Genomic DNA, 20,994 nt, shown 5'->3' on the forward strand with positions numbered 1-20,994 from the left:
AAAGCACAAAATTACAGTCTGTGTATACCTCGTATAGTCGTTAGTCGTGGTTAGTTGGCTTTTCATTTAATAAGCACCGATTAGTTTAGTACAGGTGGGTATAGAACTGATCAAGGACACCCTAAGCGAAGTGTCGTAAAGGCTAACATCCCAATGACGATTGTCTGGGCCATACTTCGGCGCCACAAGAACCAAAGCGTTCCAGCAACCGTTCCACACCATGCATGATTTTCAAGGCCGAATGATAGCCCTTGCGGCGTTATCATAATATCCGGAATAACTACTGCTATTAGGGCTGCTGCAGGAGCACAACGCAATGCACGTAGCATACGCTCCGGCAGTACAAATCGGTTACCGCCTAATAGAAAAGCCGCGCGGGTTACAGCGGTGACAATCATCATGCCAGCGATCTCAAGCCAAATTTTAGTCGAGCTCATTTTGATACTCCACCATCCCGTCTGATATATTGCAAGATCTTCGCCCATTTATTATAGGAACAAGTATCGCTGATAACCCCGGCGATCAGAGCGGCGACAATCGCTATTGGCAGTGATAAGCGATATGGCAAATCGCTACCAATAAGTGAAACGATAGCTGCAATGACTACAGCTACCAGAGTCGAGCGGTCAACAATAGCTGATACCATGATCGGGATCAAGGCGAGAGTACCAGCTAAACTTAATCCCCAGCTATCCAGAAAAAATCTAGAAAGTAGAATGCCGATAATCGAGGACAGCTGCCATATAATCCAGCTTGATAACGCTATACCCCAAAAAAACGCTTCTTTACCAGGCTCATATCCTGGTTTAAAGCCACGTTCCCGGAACAATAAGTAGAGCACGTCGCTGTTAAAGTAACCTAATAGTAGACGACGCGGCATCGAAAGGTATGAAAAATGTGGTACTAAACTGGCGCTAAACACGATAAACCGTGTATTAACCATTGCCGCGGTCAACAGTACGCTCCACATCGGAAGCTTCGCGGCGAGCAGTGGCAATACAGCTAGTTGTGCGGAGCCAGCATATACGAGCAAAGACATCCCGATCGCCTGAGGCATAGTCAATACTGACTTACCCATAGCGATACCAGTTACTAACCCCCAAGAAAATATAGCAGCAAAGGTCGGCGTATAAAGACGCATGCCATCTAAAAAGGCGGGGCGGTCGACATCGGACAAACGGTGGAGCATGGCGGAAACAATGAATGAAGTGAAACGAGCTGAAGCTAGGCAGTTAAAGCTCGACTTGTTCTATGTCAAAACATAGATTATATGACTGTCCCAATTATGCACCTACGAATTTATCGATGACTCGCTAATCTATGAGAAGCTTGTTAGCTATTGATAGGTATATTCTATACGTGCGTTAGGCCCCAAATGGGAGCTAGAATAATATTCTTCGGCTAAGCCATTGCACATTCTGTGCATGCGGCCGATCACAGATACCGCTAGGAGAATCCTTATGTCTATGGCCGACCGAGAGGGAAAAATCTGGATGGATGGAAAGCTAATTGACTGGCGTAATGCAAAGATTCATGTTTTGACGCATACGTTACACTATGGAATGGGTGTATTCGAAGGAGTGCGCGCATATCAGACTAGCTATGGAACTGTAATTTTCCGATTAAAAGAGCATACAGAGCGCCTATTCAACTCAGCGAAGATTTTCCGGATGCATGTGCCGTTTGATCAAAAAACAATTATCGATGCACAACTCGACATCGTGCGGGAAAATAAACTCCAGTCCTGCTATCTGCGTCCAATCATCTGGATTGGCTCCGAGAAGCTCGGGGTTTCAGCAATAGGCAATACAATCCATGTTGCAATTGCGGCATGGCCGTGGGGTGCCTACCTTAGCGACGAAGGATTATCTCACGGTATTCGTGTAAAGATCTCGTCGTTCACGCGCCATCATGTTAACGTATCTATGGTACGCGCTAAGGCCTCAGGCTGGTACGTAAATTCAATCCTCGCCAATCAAGAAGCGCTTGCTGACAACTATGACGAAGCGCTACTCTTGGATGTGGATGGCTATGTATCTGAAGGTGCTGGTGAGAATTTCTTCCTCGTCAACAACGGCAAGCTGCATACTCCGGATTTATCATCATGCCTAAATGGCATTACACGTGACACGATTATTACACTAGCGAAAGACTTCGGTATCGAGGTCATCGAAAAGAGAATCACACGGGATGAGGTATATATAGCAGATGAGGCATTTTTTACTGGAACGGCAGCAGAGGTAACGCCGATCCGTGAACTAGACAACCGCATAATTGGTACTGGCTACCGCGGTCCAGTTACTGAAAAGCTACAGTCTGCGTTCTTTAATATCGTCTCTGGAAAAAATAAACGATACGCGCACTGGCTAACCCAAATTTAAGCCCACTTCCGAAGAATCTCAAATCTTTATTCCATGAGTAAATCAAAAGAAATGCCACTACGAGAGCTAAGCGAGCAAGAGCTTCCTGCCTATTGTCCAAACCCGACGATGCCTCGATGGAGCGCCCATCCCCGTATTTTTATCGATGTTACGCACGGCGAATCGCGTTGCCCTTACTGTGGTACACGTTACAAGCTTCGAGATGAAAAAAGTGCATAAAGCTTGTTGAGTCTCTCTACGTGCTGGCGGAGTCTAAGTAAGGAGCCTATTATATTGTATGAGATCTATACGATACATCACATTCTCTTATAATGCGCCTAGTTAGATTGGCGATATGCTAATAGCTAGTCATTATTTGTACTAATCAAACGGACTGCATCTAAATATTATCTTGATGCTGTTGCGTCCATATGGGTAGCACCTGTGCTTGTGCAGGGGCCAGAGATCCACTAAATCTATTCTACTAATTTTCTGTATGGTAGGATGTAACTAGGCAGCTTTGGTAGTTATTATGTAAACAAATCTACTTGTACTCAAATTACATATTACCAAGCTTACTAAAATTATGACTTATTGTAGGGTTTTCCGAGATCTCGCTGCGCATAAGATATTTTGGTAAACGCTATATGCTACAAATGTTAGACATCGCAAGCCACTAAGAGGCAGGCGAGCGTTAGTGGTACTGTACTACCATAGCCCTCGCCTGCGCTTCCGGGCGATAAAGTGCTAGGAAAATCCGACCTTCCCGAATCTGGAAACCGATTTTAGTGAGTCGATTCGTATATAGAATCGATTTAATCTTGATATACAGAGTTCTGGATTATGTTTTGTCTTATCGCTGAATATAGGGTCAGATAAGCGTTGGTCGCCAAAGCACTCACGGAACTATCTCCGTCGATCACTCATTTCCTGGCATGATGTTGTCGTGTACTTGATTTATACGGAGACCAAGCAATCTCTCAAGAACTCTCAGTGGATACTACCAAATAGTATATAACCTGTGGAGCCAGACGTAGTTTGATGAGGCTTGTTCAATAGTTACGCGAGCGCGAGTAGTAGTAACGCATAGTATCAACTACTTATCACGCTCCATGGATCGACCGACCCTCAATATATCTCCCATCTAATTTTATGTGCAATAGTTGCATCTTGAGTGCAGCTTTTGATTTACTCGTAAGTATCGTCTCTATCACACTTAAATGCCTATGCGAGCTATCTGCTGAACGAATATTGAATGACTTACACGGAATTCTTATTTTAATAGCTGAGTGTGTTAAGACTCAGCATACTTCCTCGAAAACTAAACGATTAGATAAATAAACTTATCGATTAATACACTATGTCACTACATTACCTACGTCTAAGTGAATGAAGAATTTGAAATAAACTTCTAAATGCATCACTGATCTACGATAAACGCCAGATCAGTGATGCATTTAGAAGTTTTTGGGGTAAAGTAGTCCACTAGACTAACGATTAAGTCGGTCTATATTTTCATACCCAGACTAAGACCACAGTAATGATATTTATATGAACTTAATGTCGAACACCTTGTAAAATACTCATTGTTTAAACAATTTTCATGCTAGTGAACCTTGCAAGCAACATACACGAGTTCTAATCCGCCAGATCGAAAAATAATGCATTAGAGACACTCTGTTTCTACTTAATGGGTATCGCCGCTTACAAATAAATATGTTTTATAGCGTCTGTATAATGAGTTGCGAACTGTAGATCACTATGAATTTTAGTTATATTTCCGCCGTCTGTCGAGCAGCCTCCACTCTTATTCCTACGAAATTTCTACTAACTTCACCCACGGTATGCACTTTCGGTAAGCGAATCGTAGCTAGAGTAGAATAGCTATAGTAGTGTTATAGGGATGGATAGATTTTAAATGCATAGGTAGCTTGTATGGTGGATGCTAAAAATTATTGTCTATCCTAGAGGCACTAGCTGGATACTAATCAATAAACGCGGTCGCATATATATAGCGATGAGCAGGAACACTAGTACGTTACTCATTGCTTCTTACTTGCGTCAATAAAAACTATTAAAACGATAAATTAGTGGTATTTTTAGAATAATCCACATCGAATCTCTGTCGAACTAGCGCGCGCACCGCGTGTTTGTATAAATATCCAAGGCATAAGTATCTAAAATATTGCATGGTAGAGTTATTCGGTGCATTCTTCTGATTTTATGTATGCCACTATGACGATGCTAGTGGCATATGATTTGTATCTAGTCTAAGATGTTCATCTAGATACATATGCTATCGGGGCTGATTAGAATACAAACTAGCATAGAGAAGTGATATACAACTTGGCTACATACGAACCCGGGGCGGGGATATATGGTAGTCAAAGAGGTATAGAAAAGTTCTATATTTTTGAAAGTTTTTAACTTAGTCTTTATTAACCGAAATTTGTGTTGTATGCAACGTACATATCAGCATCGATTAAAGTACTGACTTTAGTAAGTGACCCATCTCAGATGGATTCTTTGTTACCTTGATTCCGCATGATCTCATGATTTCAAGCTTCGCTTCAGCGGTATCAGCATCAGCTGAGATCAATGCTCCAGCGTGACCCATTCGCTTACCGGGGAGTGCTGTCACGCCAGCGATAAAGCCTACAACCGGTTTCTTCATATTGTCCTTGATCCAATATGAAGCGTTTGCCTCGTCTGGGCCGCCGATTTCACCAATCATAATAACCGCATCTGTATTGGGATCGTTATTGAATATCTGGATTATATCGATGTGTTTCAGTCCGTTGATCGGATCACCGCCGATTCCAACAGCTGATGATTGGCCGAGGTTAAGAGCTGTTAGTTGGGAAACTGCTTCATACGTTAACGTACCCGATCGAGAAACTACACCGATACGCCCTTTTTTATGGATATGTCCGGGCATAATACCAATCTTCAACTCATCAGGCGTAATTACACCGGGGCAATTCGGCCCAAGCAACAACGTTTTGCGGTTCTCTCGACGCATCCGGTCGCGTACCTTAATCATGTCTCGGACCGGAATACCCTCGGTGATACAGATCACTAGATCTAGATTAGCTTCAACCGCCTCCCAAATTGCTGCTGCAGCAGCAGCTGGCGGCACGTAAATTACTGATACGGTTGCACCAGTTTGGATTTTAGCTTCTTTAACGGTTCCGAAAATCGGAATGCCCTCAAAATCTTCGTAAGCTCTCCTTGGATTTACACCAGCAACATATGCGGAATGCCCATTCGCGTACTTACGGCAAGCGCGAGTATGAAACTGACCACTCTTGCCGGTAATACCCTGTGTGATAACTTTTGTATTTTTATTGATTAGAATCGACATATAACAACCTTTTTCGTTCGATGTTACGGATCTAGAATGCACATCGGTAACGATTTATATAAATCCTCAATTTCAGCAGAGTAGCTCCATACTCTCTGCTGCGGCGACTACCCCCTGTGCAGCCTCTTCCATACTATTTACGGAAATAATTGGTAATCTCGAATTAGCGAGTATCTTCTTGCCTAGATCCTCGTTTGTGCCCTTCATCCGCACGACTAATGGGACACGTAAACGTACCTCCTTCGATGCCGCAATCACACCTTCGGCAATAACATCGCAACGCATGATTCCACCAAAGATATTTATAAGAATAGCCTTCAAGTTCTGGTTCTTTAGCATAAGCTTGAATGCTTCAGTCACTTTTTCCGTCGTTGCACTGCCGCCGACATCGAGGAAATTAGCTGGTTCACCACCGAACAATTTGATCGCATCCATAGTAGCCATCGCTAGACCGGCACCGTTGACTAAGCAGCCAATATTGCCCTCAAGGGAAATATACGCGAGATCGAACTTTGATGCTTCGATTTCAGATGGGTCTTCTTCGTCGAAGTCACGGTATGCAACGATCTCGGGATGACGGAACAGCGCACTCGGATCAAAGCTGAACTTCGCATCTAGGGCAATAACCTTACTATCACCGCTCAAAATCAAAGGATTGATTTCAACTAGCGATGCATCTGTCTCCCAGAACGTTCTATACAAGGATTGTAAGTTTAAACGGGCTTGTTCGAGGAATTCATTCAACACTCCGATTTTTTCGACCATGTCGTCTGATGTTGAATTTTGTAAGCCCCGAAATGGATCGATTACAACCTTATGGATTAGTTCTGGCGTTTTTGAGGCTACTTCCTCAATGTCTACCCCACCCCTACTAGAGGCTATTAGTACAACCCTTTGTGAGGTACGGTCGACGACGAAACTAACATATAGTTCCTTTTTAATATCTATACCTTCTTCGATTAACAATCGATTAACTTTTTGCCCCTCAGCACTGGTCTGATTAGTCTTCAGTTTCATACCGAGAATCTGGTTCGAATACGCACGAACTTGATCTAATGATTTCGCTATCTTGATGCCACCGCCTTTTCCGCGACCTCCAGCATGGATCTGAGCTTTCACCACCCAAACTGGGCCACCCAGTTCCTGGGCTACTTGCACAGCTTCATCTACCGAAAAGGCTGGCTTACCACGCGGCACCGTGACCCCAAATTTTTTTAGGATCTCTTTGCCCTGGTATTCGTGAATCTTCATAGTGATTCTCCTCAATCTAGGAGTTAGAGTGAGTATATTTACTCTTAGCATAGCCTCACGATTGGCGAAGCAGACTTTACACAGTACATAGCTATACTGAGCAGGGTATTTAATATGTGTGACTGCGCTCAGTCTGAGGTGCCATTTCATTGCTAGCTACGTAGATATCTAGCACGCCCGTCTTCGAGACTGCGTCGAGACACATCTCGACAGCACGCTCAGTAATACCTCGAAAAGGTCAATAAGATGTGTGTACTTTTACTACTACAAAACTCAGTAATTACACGCTAAAACTTACGCCCCAGGTTAACGCCAATGAATTCGCGATAGCTCAGATTGGTATCTGTACAACACTCTATATAAGAATCTATTCTGATAACAACTATGCATAACGGCTGTTATCCGACGCTTAATCGAAATAGGCAGTCGGAGTCTATAGACAGATGCCTCACTAGTAGCTTAACGCTAGCTATGAGTTACGTAGCTGTACACCCGATTTAATTGATCAGGTCTGCTCTTATATCCAATAAGACGTCTTCACACTCAAAAGTGTGCGTATTATTAGTCGCGAAGTAACACGTGCCCAATGATGAATAGAGGGTGACATAGAAAAGCGACGTCAAAGTTGGCACTGATCAAGTCTATCATATTAGTCTGTTAGACCGTAAGAGATTATCTACTCTTCAACTATTACGATGCATCTAAGTAGCATCGTACAGAAAGCTATATCGCACGAAGCAGTCTATATAATTGAGTTCCTCAGTGTAACCCTATATTCCGATAACGCTGTCAAAGCGTACATACACAAGAGAAGTTAAATAGGGGGTAACGAGAAAAAATGTGCTTAAACTACTAAGTCCGTACTTGCAATACAAGCCCAGCATTCCACATTTACTCACTCCTATTTAGTCCCATATAACTGATTTCTAGAATATTAGTCTATGAGTCATGGCAGACTATTCTAGTTCAACATACTAATAGTCCTCGAATCACTAAAGCGATAAGACATACAGGCTGCCCACTACTTTAGCAAACCGAATGCTAAATAACTAACCTTGCATCTTGGTATATCAAGATTATCTATCAGCAATTACCTCACGGGCTGGCATCGCTATGACACCAAGCGACTCACGGACCCGATTTTCAATCTCCCGAGCAAGATTTAGATTTTCACGTAGAAACTCTCGAGCATTATCCTTACCTTGGCCAATCTTTTCACCATTGTAACTATACCAAGCACCCGCCTTATCGATAATTTTTACCTGTACTCCAAGATCGATAATCTCACCATGTCGAGAAATTCCCTCGCCATATAAAATGTCAAAAATCGCCTCACGGAATGGTGGGGACACTTTGTTTTTAACAACCTTAACGCGCGTTTCATTACCGATGACTGCATCGTTCTTCTTGATTGAACCGATCCTACGGATATCAAGACGCACTGAGGCGTAGAATTTCAACGCATTACCGCCAGTAGTAGTTTCTGGGTTGCCGAATATTACGCCGATCTTCATGCGGATCTGATTGATAAATATAACCAGGCAATTAGTACGCTTAATTATTCCAGTTAGTTTACGCAGCGCCTGCGACATCAGCCTCGCCTGTAAGCCTGGCAACGTATCGCCCATTTCCCCTTCTATTTCAGCCTTTGGTACAAGCGCAGCCACCGAGTCGATGACAATCATGTCGATCGACCCCGAACGCACAAGAGCATCAGCGATTTCTAGTGCTTGCTCGCCGGTATCTGGCTGAGAAATAAGTAACTCCGATACGTTAATACCGAGCTTAGACGCGTACTGGACATCGAGCGAATGTTCTGCATCGATAAATGCGCAGGTTCCACCGATTCTCTGCATTTCGGCGATCACCTGCAGAGTTAGTGTGGTCTTGCCGGAGGATTCTGGTCCGTAGATCTCGACAACACGACCACGGGGTAGTCCGCCGACGCCTAGCGCGACATCCAGGCCAAGTGAACCTGTAGACACTACCTGAATGTCTTCAACTGCCTCGCCATTACCAAGCCGCATAATAGCCCCCTTTCCGAACTGCTTCTCGATCTGCGATAGCACGGCAGATAGTGCTTGACTTTTTTCTGTAGTGAGCTCAGTCGAGACTTTTTTTCTTTCTTCCATGGATCGTCCTTTGCTGTGATGAGCGACAGTCCATTATTTATGCGTCATTTAGTTGCATTGTGCTTTCCGTCTGTCCTCAAATGACACTACCGCCCTTATCTAATTTCGTATAAAAGGACAATGTTATCTGCGGCGCACAATAATTCCCCAATTAGCATGCCTGGTTTAGCTGCGCCTCTTGATACTCGCGGTAATAGTCAGCGTGTATTTCCCTAGATACCGGGTATCTTTTCAATATTCAAGATGTTAGGATCCCAAGGAAAGTGGGGGGTGAATAGGCTCTTATCACTCTCATTAGAATAATCCCAGGCGCATACTCGCAAATAGCTCAGCGATTATTCAAATATTTAGACTCTCTGTGGTCGACTATGTTAAAAATGGCAGTCGACAACAACATTACATTTTATAAAGTCGCTTGACTGCTAATCACTGATCACGTACTGAGCCTACGCACACGATAAACTATTATCCTCAGCTATGACAATGCAATTCCAGTTTGATGAATTGCATTGTCATAGCTGAGGATAATAGTTTGGAAGGAAATTAAGGGATTCAATATTGCCGTCATATAATTGTCAAACTATATATAAGGCTCATAAACTTTCATAAGCCCTCTGATATACTATAGGATAGTTAGTGCTACTAAACAGGTTATTATAATTTGCTCAGATCAACCGAAAACGCCTGGATTAGACAATCCTCTTTATTTGAGATCTCGGCTTTTGCCGTCTACCACAGCAAGTGGATGGAATCCTGTGTCCTAAGAAGAATCAATCTATGACCTCTTCCGATAGAGCACAGGGTGAATAACAATACGATCAAATTATACGCATACTTTTAAACAAAAAAATCAAGTTAGTCACTACTCGGATGATAACGATGCACGATTAGGATACTACCTCCAGAAACCAACTTAGAGAAACATTCCGCCATCGACTGTAGCACTAAATTCAGGACGTACTCCGCGCCAAACAAGCGACAAGTAGCTGCCGTGCCCACAATGCGGACGAAAAATGGAATACGTATATATGTCAGACAACTTACACTAAGCGCAACGCCTTATGTATATTAGGCTACATATCTCACCAGAGCGTAGCCCATCGAAATATTTATTAGTTTTTTATTACCGCGAATTGAGCAAACATTTTTTATTAAAGCATTTATATATAACATCAACAACACGCCGGCATATATTAATATCCCAGTGCATCTCTTCGTAGAAAATAGTAAATTTTATTTACTCATAAAATACTTGAGTGGATACAGTTCTAAAAAACTAGACTATATTCACTAACCTAACCATAAAAACTAGATAGCATATAAATCTCGCATATGTTAATAAAAATCAACAATTAGTATGTTCTCTACGCAGCTGGTTGTGCTGCTAGTTTCCTGTAGAAATTAAGCGAAATTATATTCGAGTGATTTATAAGATTTTCGGTCGAAAATTCATTTTAGTAATTACTTAATATACTTCGATGTTAATATTAGTCTATTATTTTGGTATACTTTAACTAGTATTGCAAAGGTAGGGGTGCTGTTTATCAAAATATAGATTAAGCAAAAGCTAGCGGTGGATAAAACATACAGCAACATCAATACACACTATTAAACATGCTTAGGAGATAGTTACTGAGATCTATAATTTTCTACAGAACATTGTGGCATACATTCCAAAATTGGAAGCATTCAAAACTAGTACTGGCGTATACGATTGACGTGTTTCTACACTAAGAGTACATCTATGTGAACGCCATTTCAGCTATCATAGAGATTCTTATATAGAAGATATCGCAAAATACTAACCCGGAGATTTCTTGAGCGCTACCGCGTTTTCTATCTTAGAAACTAACGGTGTCTATCGAGACAACTCATTGAATAAGTTGATAACTAGTAAACCGGTAGTAGTTGACAATACACTTTTATATGCCCATAATCGCGCCTAATTTTGGCGAATTAGCTCAGTCGGTTAGAGCAGCGGAATCATAATCCGAAGGTCCGGGGTTCGAGTCCCTGATTCGCTACCATTTTTGAGCTTGCTATGACTCTCGTCATCTGCTGAAAATTTGTAGTCTAATTAGACTGCATTATGTGCTATCGCATAGCTTAATCCAAGAATGTTTTGACTAAATCTAATTCATCAGTATGCCTCTAATTCTATATGTTTAGAGGCATACTTCTTCTAGACTTCAATATTCTAGATGTAAGTTGGGTAAGAGACTTATTTAAGTGTACTCTCTTCGCTGGTCTAGTAAAACTATTTTTACATTATTAATAATTTATTAAAATATCCGAAAAGATGACTCGAATATGTATTCGATCATATATCTTATATAAGATATATGATCGAATATTTAGATGTAATTAAATATATCACAATCTATTTCGACTAATACCATGGGTTTATTCAGGCTAACCAGAAAACGTTTAAGCGAGTAAACCAGCTATCAAAAACTATCAGAAGCACTCTATAGGAGTATAGTATAAATTACATCTGTCAATACAGTATTCCAGTTAATGCTGTAACAACTAGATTTTCTAAAATTCGACTTTCCAAAATCGCTATAATTTTTTGTTTTGGATAGGCTTCCGCTCTGCTAACAAAAGTTATATTCAAATACTGATTTGGTACTGTACTCTAATTACATAGATTAGATACATAAATTTTCATCACCTATATATTATAGGTTTCCCTGCGAGTTCACTACAGATTATAAGGTACTGGTAGTTTGCATATTTGAAATAGATAAAGCCGTATCACGAGGTCGGTAGTACCAAGATAAATTGACTACGATATAACATACACTCGCATATATCATTATGCCCCATCAGTCATACTAAATCATGAATATATTAAAAATTAATAAATACTTTAATTAAAGCAGTGCATATAAAGATTTAGGAAAACATTTCTTTATAAGCATCTTATAATCTATCTGAGCTTCAGTGAAATTTGCTAATAACTTATGGTAGTAAGATAAGCGCCCTATAAGGGCTCTATAAAATTATTTCATATCATAGATCGTGAGTTCGTCGAGCCCGCTGCTTAAAACAAACTATAGCTATAGCGATTAAAGAATCAAATAGTGCTCAACGTATGAGAGCATAATCTTTATGCTAAAAAATAAGCTGAGCTGCATTACTTTATATCAAAAAAGTCTTAGACTTCAAATATCAGACTGATATCGCAGTATGTTATAATTACAATAGGCAGCTTTTGAAAAAATCATTAAAATGATAGAAATAATCTAGCACTATGCTGGTTATTATTTTCTAAGGGCATAGAATATATACACTATAATATTAAATAGCTATTTTGATAAAACAGCCTTGAGCCAATAAGCTTTTGATGTAAAATATTTGGCACAATATATACTCAGAGGAACAATCGGTGTAATGCTCACAAGCAAAGCTAAATCGCTTGATGACGATCAGCATAAACTAATCGTGTTAAAACTATAAATTGCTATAGCTAGTTATATAGCTCAGGCACGAATACAAGCTATCCTCATATCATTCATCATAATATGCCGATTGGTTAACGGACTCAATTTTTTGCGAAGGAGAATATCAGTCAGATCTAACTAGGTCGGTTGAATGGAACTTTATATTTATTTGGCTAAATGTTTTATTTAGTTAAATAATTTAACCATGTAAGATATCTATCTTCTTTCGAAAACTCTAGGTAGTTCATATTAGTAAACCAGCATATTGCTAATAGTTCAATTCTATGTTTGGAACAAATATGCGTTGTCGACTATATGTCGCAAAGAAGAAATCTAAGCAATTTCGACACACCCAAAGATAGTTTATCAGAAAGAGGTGTTAAGATTATATGTGGTGTATTACATGGGAAAACGGTCTGACAGATAGATATATAAGCTACTTGGGGATGTCATCGTTTGCGAAATCTATGTCAAATCAAGAAATACTCCATAGTAGATGGGGAAATTTCGCGCTTATCAACTGATATAGGATCTTTTGTCTTTAGCATCTGCTAGTATTCGCGTTAGTACTGCAACAGTCTCACTACCCTTGTGTTTTAGTACTCTACTGCACCGATTCGCGACTGATGCGCGTTGCGCGCCGGACCGGTGATAATTCATTTAATATGTCATTTTATTATCTTGGTTTATCTGAACCTTTGGTGCGCGCTGTTCATGAACTCGGATATACAACGCCGACACCAATACAGCAGCAAGCTATTCCGGCAATACTCAGCGGTGGCGACCTGCTAGCTGGCGCACAAACTGGCACCGGTAAGACTGCGAGCTTTACGCTGCCTATACTAGAAAAATTATCCCGAACACGGATAGCATCAAGCAAAGCTATAGTTCGTGCATTAATTCTGACACCGACACGAGAATTAGCTGCGCAAATCGAAGAAAGCGTACGCAAATACGGAAAATACCTTAAACTGCACTCAATGGTCATGTTTGGAGGTATCGGGATTACCCGACAAATCGACTTGCTGCGGTGCGGTGTCGACATCGTTGTAGCTACGCCAGGACGATTGTTAGACCATATTCAGCAATGTACGATCAATCTCCGTAGATTGGAAATCTTAGTGCTTGACGAAGCTGATCGAATGCTAGATATGGGCTTCATTCACGATATCAAGCGTGTTCTTAAACATCTGCCTCCACAGCGCCAAAGTCTGCTGTTTTCGGCGACATTCTCCAACGAGATAAAAGCACTTGCCAAAAACCTACTCGATTTGCCTACGCTTATCGAGGTCACTCGCTGTAATACTACAGCCGAAACAGTTACTCAAACGATCTATCTTATCGATCGGGACCGTAAGCGCCAGTTACTTACCCTTTTAATCAAAGATCGAAACTTGTTCAGGGTGCTTGTGTTCACGCGTACCAAACATGGGGCAAATCGACTCGCTGAACAATTAATAAAAGATGACATTAGTGCTCTCGCTATTCATGGTAATAAAAGTCAGATGGCTCGAACTCGAGCATTATCGCAATTTAAGGAAGGTACGCTTCAGGTGTTAGTTGCAACTGATATTGCGGCACGCGGCATTGATATCGATCAATTACCACATGTAGTAAATTTCGACTTGCCGAATATTCCAGAAGACTACGTGCATCGCATCGGCCGTACTGGGCGCGCAGGTGCGACTGGTGAGGCTATATCACTAGTCTGCCCCGATGAACATCCATTGCTAACGGACATAGAACGCCTGATTAAGCGTGTATTACCGCGTAATATTGCGGCGGGTTTTGAGCCGAATCTCAATGCTAAGCCGGAGTTAATCCGACATCCTGGTTATCCAGGGTGCAGTAAGCTATATAGGTGAACTCTGTTAAATAGTCCTCAAGTTGCAAAACAAGTAAAGCAATAAAAACCGGGTCAGGCAGTTTTTAAGATACGACCTCAACAGATTCGTAAGTCTGCGTTATTGACATACCACGGAAAATCTAAACTGAAATATCTAGTAAATGCCTTCAGTGAAAACTACAGTCCTCGCTGAGCAGCACATTATGCATCCGCTGCCATTACAGCGTGCCGAGAAGAACGATATCAACACAGTTTGTGTAAAAATTCTTGAGAATTATATGTTCTTGTAAATAAATTCAAATAGTGAATGCTTATATTAATTCAACATATAAAGTCAGCCACGCAGATAGTGTCCAGCGATTATAGAGTCAAAGCGATGCTTTATATAAGCGTACGAAATCAATCTAAGTCTGCATCTATCCAATGCATATTAATCACATGTAATATGCATTATTATGCTCCGACGATTCGTCCTGCAGTCGTTTATTTAACGAAAGAACACATGCTGCGCAATCTTAGCCAGCGGATACTGTAAAATAGGCTGAATCTTTGCGGGTAGGTCAAGCGGCTTGAGTAGCATCTTCACACACATGTCAGCAGATATATGTGTGCGCACTAGTGAATTTACGCGCGCTATCTTATTGTGCATACAGGCGCCACTGTAAACCTTCTCTGGATATCTGATCGAAAACACATGTCGAAACGCGATCTCTAAGTCTTCATTCTTAATTTCTATTACGCGCCTCACTAACGTGCTTAGCACAGAAAAGCGATTATTACCCTCAATCTGGTTATACTTCTTAAAAAATCTGAGGAAATATTTATAGTGTCTCACCTCATCGTTACGAATATGATCGGTGATTTCCTTGAGCACTGGCTCGTCTGAATACTCGCTGATAGCGCGATATAATGTAGCCGTACCAGTTTCTACTACACATCGCGCGACCATTTCCAGCGCCCAGCTTTTTTCAAAAGCTTCTAAAGAGCACGTTTTTGAATACTCATCAAAAAAATGTTTAAATCCTAGATCCCAATCGAACTCTGGCCAGACGTAATTGATATAAGCCTTGAGCGCACGACCGTGTTGTAGCTCCTCATTTTCCCAATGACGCTTCAGCCAGTCTGACACTTCTAAATCACCATCAAAGAATGTGCTGAGATTACTAGTATATAAATCTGAGCCGCTCTCAATAAATGACGCTGCACATAATAGCAGCAGCAAATCCTCATTTATAGCAACATGCAAACGAACAATCTGCGACAAATCGATATCCTCGATACGCCACGGTAACACAGTTTTGTCGGTTTCCATTTTTCCTCCGAAGCACGCCATTGATCGCCTTCGCCATGCTTACAGTGCTTAATCCGGTTAGTTTAAGTCTTTCGCATAAACTACGTAATACAACTGTAGTTTAACGTGCCGAGTCCGATGCTTCATGCAGATTAGATATTCGATGAAGTAATTCCAATATTCCTCCGCAAAAAAATATTTGCTGCACATCGTATTCAGATTTTTACAATATACACATAGTCGAACCGCTTTGCGACTATGCCCGATCAAAGCATAACTCGAAACTCGCTCGCCACATTAAATACACGCTAGAAGAAATTTCTTTATTACGTTCGGTAAAAAAATTTTGTTATTGTAATGTATCGTGGAACACGTTTTCATGTTACGCTATAAACGATCCGAAACGATGTGATCTAACTGAGGGTCATCCTCTGCTATCTATATCCTAAAAATTAGATGGTACGCTAAGCAACTTCGATACGCTCCATATTTAGATAGCAAAAGCTATCATCGAATTCGCATGCGTCCTGGTTTTAATTTACTTATTAGATTCTGAAGCTGTTGCACTCTGTTTTCACATTAATTGATGCTTTATTCACCGACGTATATGCACCGGATAAGATAGTGAAGGTAATTCTGGCATCGATCTGATGTGCATTTCGCTAGTGCATTTCGCTAACCGAACTTAGAAATACACCTAAGCACTTACGCTGGTATAACTACTATTATATGGTCTGTTTTTTAAAACAATCTCCACATGTTCCGTTTTTCCGGAATTTATTTAAATGCCTTTAAATTTTTATTTAAAGAATATTTATTAGATTCGAGTTTTCGAACATTTGATAGGAAAGTATAGAACCCGAACAGCAGTACCATTATATTGAGGGAGATACAGTAAAATATCTCACCTGAACTAGTCGCTATCGACATCAATAGCGCAGGTATTGCTGGAGATACGAAGGCCAAGGACTGAGAATACTGCTTACGAGTAAGGTAATCATATAGCGTATGCTCTTAGCTAGTACTAAACTGATCCCCATCGAGTTGCGCTATCTCAAATACTACCAGCTTACGCTAGTAAGAAAAGTGCCCAAGGAGTAATAGGTTCTTTGCGTACCGTCTGAACATCATACGTTTAATGCTGCATATGTTTTACTTGAGACCTGCATAGCTCATCCACGCTGGTTTATTTCTACAATTAAATTTCTTAGTTCAGTTACTATCGGGCTCAAAAAGAATCAATGATGCACTCATCTAGGTAGCATTCCACGGATCATCATGCGTGGCTTGTCTATTCTAATGGCTGAGCTAATGATGCGCGATTAGTTGTGCTTAACATAATTTTATGCACAGTTTCGAGGCGAAATAATTCGATTAGTATCAAATACTACGACAGTACTTTGTATATACAGATCAATGAAAGCAAACTTTATACTTATGCGAATCGGTAAATCGCTATTTCAAGCTTTGAATCTTATATTCTAGCGAATATTTATATTCTGTTATACATCTCTACCATGGGAGAATCATAAAAGCGATGATATCTCTGCAGACATATGAAATTACCTCGTAGCCCTAGACCCTCCATTAGGGAAAGCTCTATTATGTCCGTATTTGGACGGTAAGATACCACTTTCCGGAAAAGCAATATGCCAATTCAGAAGACCTCTATCATTATTCATCTAGCCTAAACCCACGATATACCACTACCTGGCAGCGATATACTAAATTAAATTTGACAGCATTCGCTAAGCAATTTGCAGAGCACTATATACATTCGATATACGCATATATATAGTGTGCTACACGGCGCTAAGAATCTTATTCGACTGAGGTATAGAAATTTGAAAGTTGTATAAAATTACCTGAGTAAAAAAGAATCAGTTGATAACGTAGACGACGTACTCATGCTCTAAAATCAGTCTACAACTTAACCTCGAAGAGTTAGGTTGTAGACTATTCTCGTTCGAATGTTATTATCAATAGGGATTTTATAATCTCATTCGAAATGTAAGCAGCCAATCTAGAATTACGACAAAAATAACCGAATTTTAGAACAAAATTTGTAATATATTGATATTACGATCAAAATATAATTACCGTAAGAGTACAATAAGTCATTCACACGTGCTCGCGCCGGACTCAAAGATACATTAAGATGCCCGACCTGGAATTCATAATATGTGAGAGCGATCTGAAAACTTATGTTTATTTCTCTTCACCAAAGAGACACGGAATCCAAGATTCATATAGATAGCATGCTCGACAAATCAGCGTAAGAAAAAATCGGAGGAGGCTAATATTAAACCTCAGATAACACCCATGGTAGTCGATGCACGCTTGCAGAAATGCTTAGCAGAGCCGTATTCCGCTAACATCTATTCCTGGGATGAAACTCTATTTAATTCGCTTGCTAAGCTGCCTGAAATATACAAATATTATACTATCCAGCACTTTGGCGATATTATCTAATATCGCACTCTTTACCTTAATACAGGGATTAAGGATGTAATTTTAGTGGATTATATTAATAATCGTGATAGTAGACTAATTACAACTTAATTCCTTTTAATCGATTAACCGATTTTCAAAGAAGTCCATAAATTTAACGCTCTCGCAGGTGGTTATCTAGTTCGGCTGCATATGACTAGTACTAGTACTAGTCATATGCTATTCGTGCCATTAATTTTTAATGGGATTATTTTAAAGCACTCTTACTAATATGCAGGATATTCCCCTTGGGAGAAGACGCTGGTTTACGTCCAGCTTTATTATAAGGTGATGTAGATGAGGATATTCGTTCCGTGTATCAGGTTTAGGTCACAGTCATGATTACTGATAGAATCATTAGATTAATATACCCACAGACAACAAGGGTGAGTTTGGTATCAGGGTGCTTCTCATATGTACTATATTGGTACGTATGAGAAGCAGGATGTATTGAGCATGAATGCATTCCGTTATCCAAAGCTTACCCTGAGCGTGCAATTCCGAACAAAGATGTTCGGAACTCATAGGGCATTGTTGCCGCGTGCTAGAATCGCTATCTGGGTGCGTACTGCACTTTTGAAACACTCCGCCGAGTTGACAATCCGTTTCGTCGATGAGCAAGAAGGTCGCACATTAAACTATAGATACCGAAGAAAAAACTACGCGACTAACGTGCTTACATTCTCATATGGGAAATTGCATAATACGGTAATCGGCGGCGACCTAGTTCTTTGTTGCCCAGTGGTTGCAAGCGAAGCGCACAAACAGCATAAGTCGCTGGATGCACACTACGCTCATTTAATCGTACACGGCGTGCTGCATGCCCAGGGTTTCGACCATAAAAATGACGAGCAAGCGAGTGAAATGGAGTCGATCGAAAAAGATATTTTAATTAAACTCGGCTATTTAGACCCGTATATATAACAGGGCTAAGCAATCTGCGGCTACAGATAATAACGCTGAACCCTGAGAGATTCTAGCGTTACTTTATTGACACAGTACTGCGCTTAACCCAAGCACAATAACCCGATATAACTGCCGGGCAATATAGAATCATAGATTCTATGCATACCTCACCGCTACCGTGTGAGGCGATTTATGGCTTTGCAGCTATCAAATGAGCCTAGCCAACACGCATCGTGACTGGAATGCGCAATATAAGCTACATCTGCGCTATTCCTAGGGTCGTGTATGTACATTAAGCATATTACCAGCGCTCTGATTTTTACTACCAGATCCCAATATCGACTCTCCTAAATATTGCATTTCTCAGATCTATAAGAGCATAAAAAACACCCCCCCCCAAAGTAACTACAAGACCGCAAGATTTCAATGGGTCTATATTAGCTAATAATATAGCTGCGCTACATGTTTGATAATAAGTAAGAACGAGACCATAGGGATTATGCATAATGATTAGCTAGAGCACTGGCTTACAACAGCCATGCAGCTCACAAATACATACACTATTAGTGTATCCTTTAACTATCCTTATCGTGCGTCCAGTCTCTCGGGACGCTTGAAAATGAACGACCCGTATCCAAGCCGGAAAAGTCACCTAAAAAATCTAGATAAACCGCGCTCATTACTTGAGCGCTTGACTGATCTTATCTCGCCTGAGCCGGAGTCTCGTGCGCAGCTGCTCGAGATTTTACAGGACGCACACACACGTAATCTAATTGATGCCGACTCTCTATCAATGATTGAAGGAGTATTCCAGGTCGCTGACCTATGTGCGCGCGACGTCATGGTACCCCGAGCCCAGATGGATGCAATCAATGTCGCTGACAAACCGGAGCAGTTTATTCCATTCGTGCTAGAGAAAGCACATTCACGCTATCCCGTATATGACGGCAACCGTGACAGCGTGATTGGTATCATGCTTGCGAAAGATCTTCTGCGCTACTACGCAGAAGAAGAATTCGATGTGCGAGGCATGTTACGCCCCGCTGTGTTTATTCCTGAATCAAAACGCTTAAATGTGCTCTTACACGACTTCCGAGCGAACCACAACCATATTGCAATCGTCGTTGATGAATATGGGGGTGTCGCTGGATTAATTACTATCGAGGATGTACTGGAGCAAATTGTTGGTGATATCGAAGATGAATATGATTATGACGAAGAAGAGGGCAATATTATTGCAACGCCAGATGGCGCCTACCGGGTACGCGCACTAACTGAGATCGAACAGTTTAATGAGACGTTTAGCACGCGGTATTGCAATGATGAGGCCGATACAATCGGTGGTTTAGTCACACATCGCCTAGGTCGCGTACCTCACCGTGGTGAAAAGGTGCAGATCGATGATTTTATATTCGTGATTTTGCGAAGCGACGCGCGACAGGTTCATATGCTGCTTGCTAAGCAGCTACCATTTAATATGGTCTCACACCACGAGCACAATGATCATTGAATTTAGAATATCGTAATGCGTGTTTTTCCCATATCGATACATGCTTTAGTGAGCAACGGGCGTTTCTAAATAGGATTAGAATTTTGAGTATTAGGAGCAGTATTAGGTATTAGCTAGCCTACAAGGCTCTTTAATTTTTGACTTGTGAAACTATATTAAAAATATATCCTAATAAAAATTATAGGATACTCAGAATATTCATAGATAGTGCGCTTGACATAATCTTTTCTAGGTTGTTGATTTTTCGATATATCTTTAGAGGATTACCTCTTTCTGCTTGACAACTTCACGCACTTTGCGCTGGACCTTGGCATCGCATGGCTATCCATTAACTGGCTAATTTCCCGCGTGCTTTCTTACAGCTTACTATGGGCAACTAGAAACTGCATTCACTAGCA

Annotated in this window: 11 protein-coding genes, 1 tRNA gene and 1 pseudogene; 7 read left to right on the plus strand and 6 right to left on the minus strand. The window is 40.9% G+C overall.

Going from position 1 to position 20,994, the window contains the following annotated elements; all coding sequences use genetic code 11:
- Positions 1-110: 110 nt before the first annotated feature.
- A complete protein-coding gene (locus GKR41_RS03360; RefSeq protein WP_226809757.1) occupies positions 111-437 on the minus strand; it encodes an AzlD domain-containing protein in 327 nt (108 codons plus the stop codon).
- Positions 434-1,189 carry an AzlC family ABC transporter permease gene (locus GKR41_RS03365; RefSeq protein ID WP_226809758.1) on the minus strand — a complete coding sequence of 252 codons (756 nt, stop codon included), beginning with the start codon at positions 1,187-1,189 and terminating at the stop codon, positions 434-436. The genes GKR41_RS03360 and GKR41_RS03365 overlap by 4 nt, the downstream gene beginning before the upstream one ends.
- Positions 1,190-1,460: 271 nt before the next feature.
- Here GKR41_RS03365 and GKR41_RS03370 point away from each other — a divergent pair, with 271 nt between their 5' ends.
- Both GKR41_RS03370 and GKR41_RS03375 read left to right on the plus strand, forming a co-directional pair.
- Positions 1,461-2,381 (plus strand): branched-chain amino acid transaminase, encoded by a 921-nt coding sequence (locus GKR41_RS03370; RefSeq protein WP_226809759.1) that lies wholly within the window; start codon positions 1,461-1,463, stop codon positions 2,379-2,381.
- 33 nt (positions 2,382-2,414) lie between these two features.
- A complete protein-coding gene (locus tag GKR41_RS03375; protein WP_226809760.1) occupies positions 2,415-2,600 on the plus strand; it encodes a zinc-finger domain-containing protein in 186 nt (61 codons plus the stop codon).
- A gap of 2,242 nt (positions 2,601-4,842) precedes the next feature.
- Here the strand turns inward: GKR41_RS03375 and sucD are convergent.
- The 3 genes from sucD to recA form a co-directional block, all read right to left on the minus strand.
- Positions 4,843-5,724, minus strand: coding sequence for a succinate--CoA ligase subunit alpha (gene sucD, locus GKR41_RS03380; protein ID WP_226809761.1), 882 nt, complete (start codon positions 5,722-5,724; stop codon positions 4,843-4,845).
- A gap of 72 nt (positions 5,725-5,796) precedes the next feature.
- Positions 5,797-6,975, minus strand: coding sequence for an ADP-forming succinate--CoA ligase subunit beta (gene sucC / locus GKR41_RS03385; protein ID WP_226809762.1), 1,179 nt, complete (start codon positions 6,973-6,975; stop codon positions 5,797-5,799).
- Between the two features lie 1,076 nt (positions 6,976-8,051).
- Entirely contained in the window at positions 8,052-9,107 is a 1,056-nt protein-coding gene (recA, locus tag GKR41_RS03390) for a recombinase RecA (protein WP_226809763.1), read from the minus strand.
- Positions 9,108-11,057: 1,950 nt separating this feature from the next.
- Between recA and GKR41_RS03395 the strand changes: the two genes are divergently transcribed.
- The 3 genes and pseudogenes from GKR41_RS03395 to GKR41_RS03975 all read left to right on the plus strand — a co-directional run bounded on the left by GKR41_RS03395 (position 11,058) and on the right by GKR41_RS03975 (position 14,689).
- A tRNA-Met gene (locus GKR41_RS03395) sits at positions 11,058-11,134 on the plus strand.
- Between the two features lie 2,084 nt (positions 11,135-13,218).
- Positions 13,219-14,397 (plus strand): annotated as a pseudogene (locus GKR41_RS03400) (DEAD/DEAH box helicase); the annotation flags it as partial.
- A 163-nt stretch (positions 14,398-14,560) separates the two neighbouring features.
- Entirely contained in the window at positions 14,561-14,689 is a 129-nt protein-coding gene (locus tag GKR41_RS03975; protein ID WP_276313952.1) for a hypothetical protein, read from the plus strand.
- A gap of 197 nt (positions 14,690-14,886) precedes the next feature.
- Here the strand turns inward: GKR41_RS03975 and GKR41_RS03405 are convergent, their stop codons facing one another.
- A complete protein-coding gene (locus tag GKR41_RS03405; RefSeq protein WP_226809764.1) occupies positions 14,887-15,711 on the minus strand; it encodes a ferritin-like domain-containing protein in 825 nt (274 codons plus the stop codon).
- A 2,883-nt stretch (positions 15,712-18,594) separates the two neighbouring features.
- Between GKR41_RS03405 and ybeY the strand changes: the two genes are divergently transcribed.
- Both ybeY and GKR41_RS03415 read left to right on the plus strand, forming a co-directional pair.
- On the plus strand, positions 18,595-19,104 hold the full coding sequence (gene ybeY / locus GKR41_RS03410) for an rRNA maturation RNase YbeY (RefSeq protein WP_226809765.1): 510 nt from the start codon (positions 18,595-18,597) through the stop codon (positions 19,102-19,104).
- Positions 19,105-19,705: 601 nt separating this feature from the next.
- Entirely contained in the window at positions 19,706-20,596 is an 891-nt protein-coding gene (locus GKR41_RS03415) for an HlyC/CorC family transporter (RefSeq protein WP_226809766.1), read from the plus strand.
- The last annotated feature ends 398 nt before the right edge of the window (positions 20,597-20,994 follow it).

This window comes from Candidatus Vallotia laricis (assembly GCF_020541325.1).
Lineage (GTDB): Bacteria > Pseudomonadota > Gammaproteobacteria > Burkholderiales > Burkholderiaceae > Mycetohabitans > Mycetohabitans laricis.

Excerpts from the sequence above, each read along its gene's own strand:
- GKR41_RS03405 (WP_226809764.1), bottom strand. The coding sequence starts at position 15,711 with ATGGAAACCGACAAAACTGTGTTACCGTGGCGTATCGAGGATATCGAT.
- GKR41_RS03365 (WP_226809758.1), bottom strand. The coding sequence starts at position 1,189 with ATGCTCCACCGTTTGTCCGATGTCGACCGCCCCGCCTTTTTAGATGGC.
- ybeY (WP_226809765.1), top strand. The coding sequence starts at position 18,595 with ATGTACTATATTGGTACGTATGAGAAGCAGGATGTATTGAGCATGAAT.
- GKR41_RS03360 (WP_226809757.1), bottom strand. The coding sequence starts at position 437 with ATGAGCTCGACTAAAATTTGGCTTGAGATCGCTGGCATGATGATTGTC.
- sucD (WP_226809761.1), bottom strand. The coding sequence starts at position 5,724 with ATGTCGATTCTAATCAATAAAAATACAAAAGTTATCACACAGGGTATT.
- recA (WP_226809763.1), bottom strand. The coding sequence starts at position 9,107 with ATGGAAGAAAGAAAAAAAGTCTCGACTGAGCTCACTACAGAAAAAAGT.
- GKR41_RS03415 (WP_226809766.1), top strand. The coding sequence starts at position 19,706 with ATGAACGACCCGTATCCAAGCCGGAAAAGTCACCTAAAAAATCTAGAT.
- GKR41_RS03370 (WP_226809759.1), top strand. The coding sequence starts at position 1,461 with ATGTCTATGGCCGACCGAGAGGGAAAAATCTGGATGGATGGAAAGCTA.
- GKR41_RS03975 (WP_276313952.1), top strand. The coding sequence starts at position 14,561 with ATGCCTTCAGTGAAAACTACAGTCCTCGCTGAGCAGCACATTATGCAT.
- GKR41_RS03375 (WP_226809760.1), top strand. The coding sequence starts at position 2,415 with ATGAGTAAATCAAAAGAAATGCCACTACGAGAGCTAAGCGAGCAAGAG.
- sucC (WP_226809762.1), bottom strand. The coding sequence starts at position 6,975 with ATGAAGATTCACGAATACCAGGGCAAAGAGATCCTAAAAAAATTTGGG.